Annotated in this window: 10 protein-coding genes and 1 pseudogene; 6 read left to right on the forward strand and 5 right to left on the reverse strand. The window is 76.7% G+C overall.

Features of this window, described 5'->3' with window-relative positions; all coding sequences use genetic code 11:
• The first annotated feature begins 153 nt into the window (after nt 1-153).
• The 3 genes from IE321_RS10790 to IE321_RS10800 are packed head-to-tail and all read left to right on the forward strand — an operon-like array spanning nt 154 to nt 6,022.
• Nucleotides 154-1,335 (forward strand): glycosyltransferase, encoded by a 1,182-nt coding sequence (locus IE321_RS10790; protein ID WP_190222642.1) that lies wholly within the window; start codon nt 154-156, stop codon nt 1,333-1,335.
• Entirely contained in the window at nt 1,332-2,399 is a 1,068-nt protein-coding gene (locus tag IE321_RS10795) for an SGNH/GDSL hydrolase family protein (RefSeq protein WP_372470231.1), read from the forward strand. Before IE321_RS10790 ends, IE321_RS10795 begins: the two co-directional genes overlap by 4 nt.
• Entirely contained in the window at nt 2,396-6,022 is a 3,627-nt protein-coding gene (locus tag IE321_RS10800; protein WP_190222634.1) for a hydantoinase B/oxoprolinase family protein, read from the forward strand. Before IE321_RS10795 ends, IE321_RS10800 begins: the two co-directional genes overlap by 4 nt.
• Here the strand turns inward: IE321_RS10800 and IE321_RS10805 are convergent.
• The 5 genes from IE321_RS10805 to IE321_RS10825 all read right to left on the reverse strand — a co-directional run bounded on the left by IE321_RS10805 (nt 6,009) and on the right by IE321_RS10825 (nt 10,496).
• Nucleotides 6,009-6,872, reverse strand: a complete 864-nt coding sequence (locus IE321_RS10805) for a 5-oxoprolinase subunit C family protein (protein WP_190222635.1) — start codon at nt 6,870-6,872, stop codon at nt 6,009-6,011. The two genes, IE321_RS10800 and IE321_RS10805, sit on opposite strands and share 14 nt — an antisense overlap.
• Nucleotides 6,869-7,510, reverse strand: coding sequence for a 5-oxoprolinase subunit B family protein (locus IE321_RS10810; RefSeq protein ID WP_190222636.1), 642 nt, complete (start codon nt 7,508-7,510; stop codon nt 6,869-6,871). The genes IE321_RS10805 and IE321_RS10810 overlap by 4 nt, the downstream gene beginning before the upstream one ends.
• Entirely contained in the window at nt 7,507-8,271 is a 765-nt protein-coding gene (locus IE321_RS10815; protein ID WP_043223596.1) for a LamB/YcsF family protein, read from the reverse strand. Before IE321_RS10815 ends, IE321_RS10810 begins: the two co-directional genes overlap by 4 nt.
• A 120-nt stretch (nt 8,272-8,391) precedes the next feature.
• Nucleotides 8,392-9,195, reverse strand: coding sequence for a putative hydro-lyase (locus IE321_RS10820; protein WP_190222637.1), 804 nt, complete (start codon nt 9,193-9,195; stop codon nt 8,392-8,394).
• Entirely contained in the window at nt 9,192-10,496 is a 1,305-nt protein-coding gene (locus IE321_RS10825; RefSeq protein WP_190222638.1) for an MFS transporter, read from the reverse strand. The genes IE321_RS10820 and IE321_RS10825 overlap by 4 nt, the downstream gene beginning before the upstream one ends.
• 238 nt (nt 10,497-10,734) lie before the next feature.
• Here IE321_RS10825 and IE321_RS10830 point away from each other — a divergent pair, with 238 nt between their 5' ends.
• From IE321_RS10830 to IE321_RS10840, 3 genes and pseudogenes are all read left to right on the forward strand, one after another.
• Nucleotides 10,735-11,448, forward strand: a complete 714-nt coding sequence (locus IE321_RS10830; RefSeq protein ID WP_190222639.1) for a GntR family transcriptional regulator — start codon at nt 10,735-10,737, stop codon at nt 11,446-11,448.
• 105 nt (nt 11,449-11,553) lie between these two features.
• Nucleotides 11,554-13,083: a hypothetical protein gene (locus IE321_RS10835; protein WP_043223593.1), complete on the forward strand. Its 1,530-nt coding sequence runs from the start codon at nt 11,554-11,556 to the stop codon at nt 13,081-13,083.
• A pseudogene (locus tag IE321_RS10840) lies at nt 13,080-13,654 on the forward strand (hypothetical protein); the annotation flags it as partial. The gene IE321_RS10835 and the pseudogene IE321_RS10840, both read left to right, overlap by 4 nt.

The raw sequence follows: 13,654 nt of genomic DNA on the forward strand, positions 1-13,654 counted from the left end.
ACCCACGCGACGACCGGCACCACGCGGGCGCGTGCGCACGGCGGAGCCTCGTACGGCGCGGTCCCGCACGACGGAGCCTCGTACGGCGCGACCTCGCACGACGCGGCCCCGTACGGCGGATCCTCGTACAGCGCCTCCTACGGTCGCGACGGGCTGCGGATCGTGCGGCTCGCGAACTTCGTCACCCCGACCTCCGGCGGGCTGCGCACCGCACTCGACCGGCTCGGCCGCGGCTACCGCGCCGCCGGGCACGAGCCCGTCCTCGTCGTCCCCGGGACCGCCGTCTCCGACGAGCCGGCCGAACAGGGCCGGGTGATCACCCTCCCGGGACCCGAGCTCCCCGGCACCGGCGGCTACCGCGTCCTCGCCGACCGGCGCCGGCTCGCCGACCTCCTCGACGATCTCGCCCCGGACCGGATCGAGGTCTCCGACCGCACCACCCTGCGCTGGACGGGGGAGTGGGCCCGGCGCGCCCGCGTCCCCTCCGTGATGGTCTCCCACGAGACCGCCGACGGCGTCCTGCGCACCTGGGGCGTCCCGGCTCCGCTCGCCGCCCGCGCGGCGGACCGGCTGAACCGCCGCACCGCCTGGGCCTACGGCCGGATCGTGTGCACCACGGCCTGGGCGGAGGACGAGTTCGTCCGCCTCGGCGCCCGCAACGTCGTACGCGCTCCGCTCGGCGTCGACCTGGAGCACTGCCGGCCCGACCGGCGCGACCCCGCCGTGCGGGACCGGTACGCGCGGGGCGCCGCCGTCCTGCTGGTGCTCTGCTCCCGCCTCTCGGTGGAGAAACGTCCCGGCACGGCGCTGGAGGCCCTCGCCGGGCTGCGCGACGCGGGCGTGCCGGCCCGGCTGGTCGTCGCCGGCGACGGGCCGCTGCGGTCCGGTCTGGAGCGCCGGGCCCGTGAGCGGGCCCTGCCGGTGACCTTCCTGGGCCACGTCGCCGACCGGGAGGAGCTGGCCGACCTCCAGGCGGCCGCCGACCTCTGCCTGGCCCCCGGCCCCGCCGAGACCTTCGGGCTCTCCGCCCTGGAGGCCCTCGCCTGCGGCACGCCCGCCGTCGTCAGCGCCTCCTCCGCCCTCCCGGAGGTCGTCGGCCCGGCCGGCGTCGCCGCGCCCGTCACCCCGGCCGCCTTCGCGGACGCCGCCCGGGGACTCCTCGCCCTGCCGGAGGCCGGGCGCAGGGCCGCCGCACGCGCGCGTGCGGAACGCTTCTCCTGGGACCGCGCGGTGGCGGCCTTCGCCGACTCCCACGAGGCGGCCACGACCCCGGCCGCCCCGCCGGCGCACCCCGTCGTCGCGGACCCGCCCCGGCGGCAGGAGGTCGGCGGATGAGACCCGTGGGGGAGGACCGCGTCGCGGGGACCGCCCCTGGACGGCTCGTCCCGGTCCAGGGGCCCGACCGACCGGTCCGGGGGTCCGGCCAACCCGTCCAGGGATCCGGCCAACTGGTCCAGGGCTCCGGCCGACCGGTCCGGGGGTCCGGCCAACCCGTCCAGGGCTCCGGCCAACTGGTCCAGGGCTCCGGCGGCGCGGCCCCCGGCCCCGTGCTCGCGGAGGCCGCCCCGCTGCGGTTCGCCGTGCTCGGGGACTCCTTCAGCGAGGGGGTCGGGGACCGGGCCGCCGGGGCGTGGCGCGGATGGGCCGCGCTGCTCGCGGACGGGCTCGCCGGGCCCGGACAGCGCGTGGAGTACGTCAACCTCGCCGTCAGCGGCGCGCTCAGCGCGGACGTCGCCGCGCACCAGGCGCCGCGCGCGGTCGCGCTCCGGCCGCACCTCGCCTCCGTCGTCGTCGGCGTCAACGACACCCTGCGGCACGGCTTCGACATCGGGCTGTACGCCCGCCGCCTGGACCGGGTCCTCGGCGCGCTCGACGCGGCCGGAGCCGTACTCCTGACGGCCTGTCTGCCCGACCCGGGGCGCATGCTCGGACTTCCCGCCCCGCTGGCCCGGCCGCTCGCCCGTCGCCGCCGGTCCGTGAACGCCGTGGTGCACGCGCTGTCCGCCCGCCGCGGCGCCGTCCACCTCCACCTCGCCGACCCGGCCTGGACCGACGACCGGCGGCTGTGGAGCGCCGACCGGCTGCACCCCGGCGAGCGGGGCCACCGCGCGGTCGCCGGAGCCTTCCACCGGCTCCTCGCCGAGCGGGGGCTCGCCCGGGGGCCCGCGCCCTCCCCGGAGGCGTCCGAGCCGCCGCCCACGCGCGCGGAGACCGCGCTCTGGCTCGCCACGGCGGGGACCGGCTGGGTGCTGCGCCGCAGCCGCGACCTGCTGCCCCAGCTGCTGCTCCTCGCCGGCGAGGAACTGCTCCACCGGGGCGACGGCACCGGCCCGGGACCGCTGGACGCGCGCGCGGAGACCGCCCTCGCGGCCGCCCTCGCGGCGACAATGGGGGGATGAGCGGGCGCTGGGAGTTCTGGATCGACCGGGGCGGCACCTTCACCGACGTCGTGGGGCGGCGCCCCGACGGCCGGCTCGTCACCCGCAAGGTCCTCTCCCACGACCCGGCCCGCCGACAGGACGCCGCCGTGGCCGGGATCCGGCTCCTCATGGGCCTCGCCCCCGGCGAACCCGTGCCCGCCGACCGGGTGGCCGTCGTCAAGATGGGCACCACCGTCGCCACCAACGCCCTCCTGGAGCGACGCGGGGAGCCGACCCTGCTGCTCATCACCGAGGGCTTCCGCGACGCCCTGCGGATCGCCTACCAGAACCGGCCCCACCTCTTCGACCGGCACATCGTGCTGCCGGAGGCCGTGTACGCGCGCGTGGCGGAGGTCCCCGAGCGGGTGGACGCCCACGGGGAGGTGGTCCGCCCCCTCGACGAGACCGCCGTGGCCGCCGCCCTCGCCGCCGCCCACCGGGACGGTCTCCGCTCCGCCGCCGTGGTCCTCCTGCACGGCTACCGGCGGCCGGACCACGAACTGCGCGTCGCGGCCGCCGCCAGGGCCGCCGGATTCACCCAGGTCAGCTGCTCGCACGAGGTCAGCCCGCTGATCAGGCTCGTCCCGCGCGGCGACACCACCGTCGTCGACGCCTACCTCTCGCCGGTGCTGCGCCGCTACGTCGACGAGGTCGCCGGCGAACTCGCCGGGATCCGACTGATGTTCATGCAGTCCAACGGCGGGCTGCGGGAGGCCGCCCACTTCCGGGGCAAGGACGCCGTCCTCTCCGGACCGGCCGGCGGCGTCGTCGGCATGGCCCGTACCTCCGCGCAGGCCGGACACGACCGGGTCATCGGCTTCGACATGGGGGGCACGTCCACGGACGTGTCGCACTACGCCGGCACTTTCGAGCGTGAACTCGGTTCACAGGTCGCCGGGGTGCGGATGCGGGCACCCATGATGAGCATCCACACCGTCGCCGCCGGCGGCGGTTCCGTCCTCCACTACGACGGCCGCCGCTACCGCGTCGGACCCGACTCGGCCGGCGCCGTCCCCGGACCCGCCTGCTACCGGCGCGGCGGCCCGCTCACCGTCACCGACGCCCAGGTGATGCTCGGCCGGATCCAGCCCGGCCACTTCCCGGCCGTCTTCGGCCCGGACGGCGACCGGCCGCTCGACGCCGGGGTCGTGCGCGAGCGGTTCACGGCCCTCGCCCGACGGGTCGGCGGCGGCCGCACCCCCGAGGAGGTCGCGGCCGGCTTCCTGCGGATCGCCGTCCTCGACATGGCCAACGCCGTCAAGAAGATCTCCGTCCAGCGCGGCCACGACGTCACCCGCTACGCCCTCACCTGCTTCGGCGGCGCCGGAGGCCAGCACGCCTGCGCCGTCGCCGACGCCCTCGGCGTCGACACCGTCCTCGTCCCCCCGCTCGCCGGCGTCCTCTCCGCGTACGGCATCGGACTCGCCGACGCGACCGCCCTGCGCGAACGGTCCGTCGAGGCCCCGCTCGACGCACCCGACACCCCCGCGCGCGTGGCGGAGGTCGCCTCCGGACTCGCCGACCGCACCCGGGCCGAACTCCGCGCCGACGGCCTCCCCGACACGGCGATCACCACCCACGCGCGCGTGCTGCTGCGCTACGCGGGCACCGACGCGAGCCTCCCCGTCGACCTCGGCCCCGCCGGGGAGATGGCCGCCGCCTTCACCGCCGACCACCGCGCCCGCTACGCCTTCACCATGGACAAGCCGCTCGTCGTCGAGGCCGTCACCGTCGAGGCCGTCGGCACCGCGGGCCCGCACGGACCCGTCCACGTCCCCGCCGGGGAGCGCACCGGCCCCCTCGTCCCGCGCGCCACCGTCACCACCCACGACGGGACCACCGCCACCGACACCCCGCTCCACCGCCGCGAGGACCTCCGCCCCGGCGACGCCGTCGATGGGCCCGCGATCCTCGCCGAGGACGACGCCACCACCGTCGTCGACCCCGGCTGGCGCGCCACCGCCGGTCCCGCCGGCCACCTGCTGCTCACCCGCGCCGTCCCGCGCCCCTCCCGCACCGCCGCCGGCACCGACGTGGACCCGGTCCTCCTGGAGGTCTTCCACAACCTCTTCATGGCCATCGCCGAGCAGATGGGGGTCCGCCTGGAGAACACCTCCCACTCCGTCAACATCAAGGAACGGCTCGACTTCTCCTGCGCCCTGTTCGACGCCGAGGGCAACCTCGTCGCCAACGCCCCCCACATCCCCGTCCACCTCGGCTCCATGGGCGAGACCGTCAAGGAGGTCCTGCGCCGCCGCGCCGGCGACCTGCGGCCCGGCGACGTCTACGCCGTCAACGACCCCTACCACGGCGGCACCCACCTGCCCGACGTCACCGTCGTCACCCCCGTCTTCGACGACGCGGGGCACGCCCTCCGCTTCCTGGTCGCCTCCCGCGGCCACCACGCCGAGATCGGCGGCATCACCCCCGGCTCCATGCCCGCCTTCAGCCGCACCATCGACGAGGAGGGCGTCCGCTTCGACAACTGGCTCCTCGTCCGCGACGGCAGGCTCCGCGAGGCCGAGACCCGCGCCCTGCTCACCGGCGCGCCCCACCCCTCCCGCGACCCCGACACCAACCTCGCCGACCTGCGGGCCCAGATCGCCGCCAACGAGAAGGGCATCGAGGAACTCGGCAAGGCCGTCGCCGAGTTCGGCCTCGACGCCGTCCAGGCGTACATGCGGCACGTACGGGCCAACGCCGAGGAGTCCGTCCGCCGGATCGTCGCCCGCCTGGAGGACGGCACCCACCGGTACGAGACCGACTCCGGCGCCGTCATCCAGGTCGCCGTCCGCGTCGACCGCGAACGGCGCTCCGCCGTCCTCGACTTCACCGGCACCTCGCCCCAGCTCCCCGGCAACGCCAACGCCCCCACGGCGGTCGTCACGGCCGCCGTCCTGTACGTCTTCCGCACCCTCGTCGACGAGGCCATCCCGCTCAACAGCGGCTGCCTGGCTCCCCTGGAGATCCGCGTCCCGCCCGGCTCCATGCTCGCCCCCGAACCACCGGCCGCCACCGTCGCGGGGAACGTCGAGACCTCCCAGGCCATCACCGGCGCCCTCTACGCCGCCCTCGGCGTCCAGGCCGAGGGCTCCGGCACCATGAACAACCTCACCTTCGGCGACGACCGCGTCCAGTACTACGAGACCGTCGCCAGCGGCTCCGGAGCGGGCGACGGCTTCGACGGCGCCGACGCCGTCCAGACCCACATGACCAACTCCCGCCTCACCGACCCCGAGGTCCTGGAGTGGCGCCACCCCGTCCGCCTCGACGCCTTCACCGTCCGCGAGGGCAGCGGCGGCCGGGGCCGGTGGCACGGCGGCGCCGGCGTGGAACGGCGGCTCCGGTTCCTGGCGCCGATGACCGTCGCCCTCCTCACCGGACATCGGCGGGTGCCCCCGTACGGGATGGCGGGCGGCGCCCCGGGCGCGCTCGGCGAGAACCTCGTGGAGCGCGCCGACGGCACCGTGGACCGCCTGGACGGCGCCGCGACCACCGAGGTCGGCCCCGGCGACGTCCTGGTCGTGCGCACCCCCGGCGGCGGGGGCTACGGCACCCCGCCGGAGGACGCCGCCGGGTCCGGCGGCCCTACGGGGCCGTGACGAAGCGGACCGGCGTCCCCGGCACGGCCTGCGCGGCGGCCGCCAGGTCGGCCTCCCGCACCACCGCCACCACCGGATAGCCACCGGTCGTCGGATGGTCCGCCAGGAACACCACCGGACGACCGTCCGGCGGCACCTGCACCGCGCCCAGGACCATGCCCTCGCTGGGCAGTTCCCCGGGCCTGGCCCGCTCCAGGGCGGGCCCGTCGAGCCGCAGCCCGATCCGGTTGCTCGCCGGCGACACCAGGTACGCGCGCGTGGTCAGGGTCCGGAGCGACCGGCCCGTGAACCAGTCGTCGCGCGGCCCGAGCCGGACCCGCAGGACGAGTTCGTCCGGCGGGCCCGGCCAGGGGGGAGCGTCGACCGACCCCCGTACGGCCGTGGCCGCCCCCAGCGGCAGCACCGCCCCGTCCGCCAGCGGTGCCGGGCCGAGCCCGGACAGCAGGTCGGTGGAGCGGCTGCCGAGCACCGGATCGACGGCGATCCCGCCGCCGATCGCCACGTACGAGCGCAGCCCGCGCACCGCCGGCCCGACCTCCAGGAGCGCGCCGGCCGGGACCCGTACCGCCGTCCCCCACGGCAGCGGACGGCCGTCCGCCCGCACCGGGCACGGTGCGCCGCCGACCGCCACGGTCACCGCGGTCCGGGGCCGCAGCGCGCAGCCGGTGACGGTGGTCTCCAGGACCGCGGCCGCTTCCTCGTTGCCGACCAGCCGGTTCACCAGGCGGGCGGCGGCCGGGTCCAGGGCCCCGGACCGGGGCACGCCCAGGTGCGCGAACCCGGTCCGGCCCAGGTCCTGCACGGTGGTCAGGGCGCCCGCCCGGACCACGGCCACGGCACGGTCGTTCACCGGCCCGCCCCCGTCCCCGTCGGCCCGTCCGAGGGAACGAAGCGCACCCGGGTTCCGGGGGAGAGCAGCGCGGCCGGTTCGCGGCCGGTGTCCCACAGGACCAGGTCCGTGGTCCCGATCAGCTGCCAGCCGCCCGGAGAGGAGCGCGGGTACACCCCCGTGTACGGCCCCGCCAGCGCCACCGCCCCGGCCGGCACCGCCGTCCGGGGCGTCGCCCGGCGCGGCACCTCGTACCGCGCGCCGAGCCCCGTCAGATAGCCGAAGCCGGGGGCGAAGCCGCAGAACGCGACCCGGAACTCGGCCGACGAGTGGATCCGCGCCGCTTCGGCGGGCGACACCTCCCAGCGGTCCGCCACCTCGGCCAGGTCGGGCCCGTCGTACCGGACGGGGACCTCCACGACCTCGCCCACGCGCGCGTGCCCCGGCCGTGGCTCCCAGCCGGGCAGCTCGGCCGCCAGCGCCGCCGGCTCGGCCTCCCCGTCGAGCAGCACCGTCCGCGCCGCCGGGACCACCTCCCGCACGCCGGGCAGCGCGCCCGTCGCCCGGCGCCGCAGCAGCTCCGCGTGGAACGCCTCGGCGGCCGTGCCGTCGGCCAGCTCGACCAACAGGGCGTGCTCGCCCACCCGCAGCACCCTCACGCGAAGGCCCCCACGGTGACCCCGGCGGACTCCAGCCCGGCCCGGACGCGCCGGGCCAGCTCCACCGCGCCGGGGGTGTCCCCGTGCAGGCAGAGGGAACGCGCCCGGACGGGCACGGCCGTGCCGCAGTGCGCGGTCACCGTGCCCGCGCGGACCAGCGCGACCGACCGTTCGACCACCGCGTCCGGATCGTGCACGACGGCTCCCTCCCGCCCCCGTGGCAGCAGGGAGCCGTCGGCCCGGTACGCGCGGTCCCCGAAGGCCTCGGCGACCACCGGAAGCCCCGCCCGCTCCGCCGCCTCGTGCAGCCGCGAGCCGGGCAGCCCGAGCACCGGCAGCCCGCCGCCCGCGAGCAGCACCCCGTCGACGACCGCCGCGGCCTGCTCCGCGTCCCGCACCACCCGGTTGTAGAGGGCCCCGTGCGGCTTCACGTACGCCACCCGGGACCCCGCCGCGCGGGCGAAGACCTCCAGGGCGCCGATCTGGTACGCCACCTCCGCGGCCAGCTCCTCCGACGGCACGTCCATCGCGCGCCGCCCGAAACCGGCGAGGTCGCGGTAGGACACCTGGGCCCCGATCCGCACCCCCCGCTCGGCGGCGAGCGCGCACACCCGCCGCATGGTGACCGCGTCCCCCGCGTGGAAGCCGCAGGCCACGTTGGCGCTGGTGACGACGGAGAGCAGCCGCTCGTCGTCGGTCAGCGTCCAGCGGCCGAAGCCCTCGCCGAGATCGGCGTTCAGGTCGATCGAGACCCCGCTCATGATGGTGCTGTTCCCTTCACCGGTGCTGTGGTGCGTGGTGCGTGGTGCTGTGGTGCCGTGCTCAGGTGGTCGTGCGGTCCGGCGGGCGTGCCGGGGTGGCACGCGCGTGGGGCGGTGGTCTCACAGGGTGAGCCGGTACTCCTCGTCCCGGACGTCGGTGACGAGCATCCGCCCCGGCGCGTGCGTGATCGCGAACGGCGGGCGCGAGGCCATGACGGCCGCCTGCGGGGTGACCCCGCAGGCCCAGAAGACCGGTACGTCCCCCGGCTCCGCCACCACCGGGTCCCCGAAGTCCGGCCGGTCCAGGTCCCGGATCCCGAGCGCCGCCGGGTCGCCCGCGTGCACCGGCGCCCCGTGGACCGCCGGCAGCAGCCCGCTGATCCGCCGGGCCATCGGCACGAGCCGCGCCGGGACCGGCCGCATCGACACCACCATCGGCCCGTGCAGCCGCCCGGCGGGCCGGCAGGCCCGGTCGGTGACGTACATCGACACGTTCCGGCCCTGCTCGACGTGGCGCAGCGGCACGCCCGCCGCGTCCAGCGCCCCCTCGAAGGTGAAGCTGCACCCGATCAGGAACGAGACCAGGTCGGTCCGCCAGTGGGGCGTGGCGTCCGCCGGCTCCGCCACCAGCCGTCCGTCCTCCCACACCCGGTAGCCGGGGATGTCGGTGCGCAGGTCCGCCCCCGGCGCGAGCGAGGTGGTCCAGGACCCGGCGTCGGTGACGTCCAGGACGGGGCAGGGCTTCGGGTTGCGGGTGCAGAAGAGGAGGACGTCGTAGGCCCAGTCGGCGGGCACCGCGATCAGGTTGGCCTGGGCGTGACCGGGAGCCCAGCCGGCCGTCGGACCGGCCGTCCCGGCCCGCGCACGCGCGCGTGCCTCCCGCGGACCCGGTACGCCCGTCCCCAGCGGGTCGACGCCGTTCATCCCAGCTCCTTCCCGCGCGTCTCGGGCAGGCCGAGCAGCGCGACGACCGCGATCCCGTACCCCACCGCGCCGAAGACCAGCGCCCCGCCGACGCCCCAGCTCTCCGAGAGGAAGCCGACCAGGGCCGGGAAGACCGCGCCGATCGCGCGGCCGGTGTTGTACGTGAGGCCCTGCCCGGTGCCGCGCACCGGCGTCGGGTACAGCTCGGCCAGGAAGGAGCCGAAACCGCTGAAGATGGCCGACATGCAGAAGCCGAGCGGGAAACCGAGCACCAGGAGCAGGGTGTTCGCGCCCGCCGGGATCTGGGTGTACGCCAGGACCGCCGCCGCCGACAGGGCGGCGAAGAGCGCGATGTTCCGCTTGCGGCCGATCCGGTCCGTCAGGTGGCCGCCCGTCAGATAGCCGAGGAAGGCGCCGGAGATCAGCAGCGTCAGATAGCCGCCGGTGCCGACCACGGTCAGCCCGCGCTCGGTCTTCAGGAAGGTCGGCACCCAGGTGGCCAGCGTGTAGTAGCCGCCCTGCACGCCCGTGGAGAGCAGGATCGCGAAGAGCGTGGTGCGCAGCAGCCCGGGCCGGAACACCGCCCCCGGCGAGCCCCGCTCCGGGCTCGCCACGCGCGCGGCGGCCGCCTGCGGGGCGTCCTCCACGTGCCGCCGGACCCAGAACACCAGCAGCGCGGGCAGCGCGCCCGTCCAGAACAGGATCCGCCAGGCGAGGTCCGCGTCGAAGAACTGGAAGACCAGGGTGTAGACGATCACCGCGAGGGCCCATCCGGCCGCCCACGCCGACTGCACGGCGCCGAGCGTACGGCCCCGGTGCCGGGCGGAGGCGTACTCGGCGACCAGGATCGCCCCGACCGCCCACTCGCCGCCGAAGCCGAGGCCCTGGAGCGCCCGGAAGACCAGCAGGGTCTCGTAGTTCGGCGCGAAGCCGCAGAGCACGGTGAAGAGCGCGTAGGTGATCACCGTGATCATCAGGGCCTCGACGCGGCCCACCCGGTCGGCGAGGACCCCGGCGAGCGCGCCGCCCACCGCCGAGACCACCAGGGTCACGGTGGTGAGCAGCCCGGTCTGGCCCTTGTCGAGGCCGAAGGAGGCGGCGATGGCCACCATCGACAGCGGCAGGGTGAAGAAGTCGTAGGAGTCCAGGGCGTATCCGCCGAAGGCGCGCCGTCCGCGCGGGCCCAGGGCGCGCAGCCAGCCGAAGGCTCCCGCCGCGTCGGAGCCTTCGGAGCGTTCGGGGCCGTCGGGACGGTCGGGGTGTTCGTCCGGGGAGTGCTGCCGGGTCTGTGTCGTGCTCATCTGCACCTCGCAGGGGGGAGGCGTGCCGGAGTCGTACGAGAGGCCGTGCGGAAGCGTGCGGATCGCCGGGGGTCGGTCCGGTACCGGCGCGTGGTCCGGTGGTGACCGTGTGCGGTGGCGCCAAGGTAGGGGATTGTTCAACGATTCGACAAGAGGGATGTTGTCCCCGGTCCGTTTCTGCGGTTGACTCGGCGGCCGGACGACGACGGGGCCGACCGCCCCGGCAGGAAGGGGGACCGTGGACGCGAGCGGCACCGGGACGACCGGCGGACTGGCGGACGACCGCGCGCTGCTCGGGCGCACCAGCACGGCGGAACGGGTCGCGGACATCCTGCGCACCCGCATCGCCGAGGGCTTCTTCCCGCCCGGCACCCGGCTCTCCGAGGAGAGCATCGGCGGCGCCCTCGGAGTCTCCCGCAACACCCTGCGCGAGGCGTTCCGGCTCCTCACCCACGAGCGGCTCCTCGTCCACGAGCTGAACCGCGGCGTCTTCGTCCGCGTCCTCGCCGTCGACGACGTCGAGGACATCTACCGCACCCGTCGGCTCGTCGAATGCGCCGTCGTCCGGGGCCTCGGCGACCCTCCCTTCCCGCTGGACGGCCTCGCCGCCGCCGTCGCCGAGGGCGAGGCCGCCGCACGCGCCGGCGACTGGCGCGCGGTCTCCACGGCCAACATCCACTTCCACCGCGAACTCGTCGCCCTCGCCGGCAGCGCCCGCACCGACGAGCTCATGCGGAGCGTCCTCGCCGAACTCCGGCTCGCCTTCCACGTCGTGGACGACCCCCGGACCCTCCACGAGCCCTACCTGGTCCGCAACAAGGAGATCCTGGAGGCCCTGCGGGCGGGGGAGCGGGCCGCCGCCGAGGGTCTCCTCGCCCGCTACCTCGACGACTCCATCCGCCGCGTCGCCGCCGCCTACGCCCGGGCCGTCGACGAACCGGCCGACGTGTAGCCGCGCCCGGGGGCGGGCGCGGAGGGTACCGCCCCGGGCGGGGGCGGGGCGGTGGTTTCTGCGCCGTTTCGACCCGTGTCAGTGCGAGGACCTACTCTGTGCACCGTGACTTCGCCTGCCTCGACGGACCTCGCTCCGCCCCAGCTCAGCGCGGGGCCGCGCCCCGCGCAGGGGCCGGCCGCCGACGAAGGGCTCGCGCGGCGCCTGCGCGCGCTCGCCTGCACCGCGCCGCTGCACGACCTCGACGCGCGCAAGGCCAACCTCGCCGGCGAGTACACGGTCTACGCGATGGCCGAGGTCGCCCTCGCCGCGATCGACCTCGTCACCCTCCACATGGACTTCGACACCGGCGCCGACCACGACCAGGTCGTCGCCCGGCTGCTGCCCCGCGTCGCCGCCCAGGCCCCCGCCCGCCCCGCCGCCGAACACGAGCGCGTGGCCCGCTGGGTCCTGGAGAACCTCATCAACGTCGGCAGCGTCGACCGCGGCTTCCGCGCCGTCTACGGCACCTTCGGCACCGACGGCGTGTACGTCCGCAGGGACTACGACTTCAAGCTCGTCGAGGAGGTCCCCGGCTACGGCGGCACCGTCTGCCTGCGGACCACCGACGAGGCCGTCAACGTCCTGGTCGGCGCCCTCGACACCGACGTCACCAGCGCCCAGATCGCCGCCGAGGTGAAGCTGGAGGTCCTCATCAGCCGGGGCCGCCTCGCCGACGCCCAGCTCGCCGCCGAGCAGGCCCGCTACCGCACCGTCCAGTACGCCGAGACCCTCCGCAGGACCCTGGAGGCCACCCGGCGCAACGTCCGCGCGGTCGACTGGCTCAACAGCGTCCCCGACATGATCGCCGAAGCGCTCGACCACGTCGCCGACCGCTACCGCCACGAGAACGCGATCCTCACCAACATCCGCAAGGCCCGTGACGAGGCCGAGGACCCCGAGCACAAGCGCCGCGCCGCCGAGCTGGTCGACATAGTCAAGGACTGCATCCGCCGCCACACCCAGCTCCAGTCCCGGCTCCTGGAGGCGGGCCCGCTCTTCCGCGCCGAGCAGGACCGGCAGGCGTTCGCCGCCCCCACCCGCTACACCGGCCTCGACCTGTACGGGCAGCTGGTCGCGCCCGTGCTGCCGCTCCCCGTCGAGCGGGCCACCCGGGTCACCGACGCCTTCTTCGCGCGCGGCACCGGCCTGCGCACCCCCGCCTCCGTCCGCCTCGGCGACCTGGTGGACCTGCTCCTCACCCCGCCGGTCGAGCGCGAGCACCTCGGCGCGGAGATGCCCGAGCCGGAGCTGATCGCCACCCCCGACGACTCCCGCTTCAGCGAGCGGCAGCTCGCCGACGCGCTCGCCCTGCTGGACCTGGAGCACGACGCCCCGCGCCGGCTCTCCGGGCTGCTCGCCGAGGCCCGCGCCGCCGGCGGCGAGGACCTCGCCTACCTGGTGGCCCTCCTCGCCGTCCACGCGGCCAGCCCCCCGGTCGGCACCGCCTACCGCCAGGGCGAGGAGCGGCTTCTCTTCGCCGTCGACGACGGCACCCCGCTCGACGACCCCGGCTTCGGAGGCGCCGACCTCATCGTCGGCACGGCGCTCCTCGACGCCGCCGGCATGGCCGCCGACCGTTCGGAGGCGACGTGACGTACGTCTCCGACACCACCCCGACCGCCCCCGGCGCCGAACCCCACCCCCCGTACCGCCCGGTCCGCCCCACCCGCGCGTGGCTCCCCGGCCCCACCCCCGCGGACACCGCGGCACCCGACCCGACGGAACCCCCGGAGGCGGCCCACCCCACCGCACCGTTCCGGCCCGCCGCGCCCGAGCCGACGGAGGCGGCGGAGACGACCACGGCCCCGGAGGCCGCGGCACAGCCCGCCGCACCCCAGGCCGCGCCGTACCGGCCCGCCGTCCCCGCCCCGGCAGAGGCCGCCGAGCCCACGGACGATCCCGACCACCCGGCCGAGACCCCCACCGGCGCGGCCGACCCCGAAGCCGACCCGGCCGGCGCCGTCGCCCCCGCGGACGAGCCCGAGACCGACCCGGCAGGCACCCTCACTCCCGCGGGCGACCCCCGGACCGACCCCGTCCGGCCCCCCGCGTCCCCCGGCCCCCGTCTCGGGGCCGTCCCGCTGCCGCAGGCGCCGCGGACCGGAGCGCGCCGCCGGGAGCTGCCCGCGGTCCGCGCCGTACGCCTCGGCGCACCGGGCGGGCC

Origin of the sequence: Streptomyces hydrogenans, from assembly GCF_014656075.1 — a bacterium.
Classification (GTDB): domain Bacteria; phylum Actinomycetota; class Actinomycetes; order Streptomycetales; family Streptomycetaceae; genus Streptomyces; species Streptomyces hydrogenans.

Coding starts and splice junctions, on each gene's coding strand:
- IE321_RS10795 (WP_372470231.1), top strand. CDS start 1,332: ATGAGACCCGTGGGGGAGGACCGCGTCGCGGGGACCGCCCCTGGACGG.
- IE321_RS10800 (WP_190222634.1), top strand. CDS start 2,396: ATGAGCGGGCGCTGGGAGTTCTGGATCGACCGGGGCGGCACCTTCACC.
- IE321_RS10815 (WP_043223596.1), bottom strand. CDS start 8,271: ATGAGCGGGGTCTCGATCGACCTGAACGCCGATCTCGGCGAGGGCTTC.
- IE321_RS10820 (WP_190222637.1), bottom strand. CDS start 9,195: ATGAACGGCGTCGACCCGCTGGGGACGGGCGTACCGGGTCCGCGGGAG.
- IE321_RS10825 (WP_190222638.1), bottom strand. CDS start 10,496: ATGAGCACGACACAGACCCGGCAGCACTCCCCGGACGAACACCCCGAC.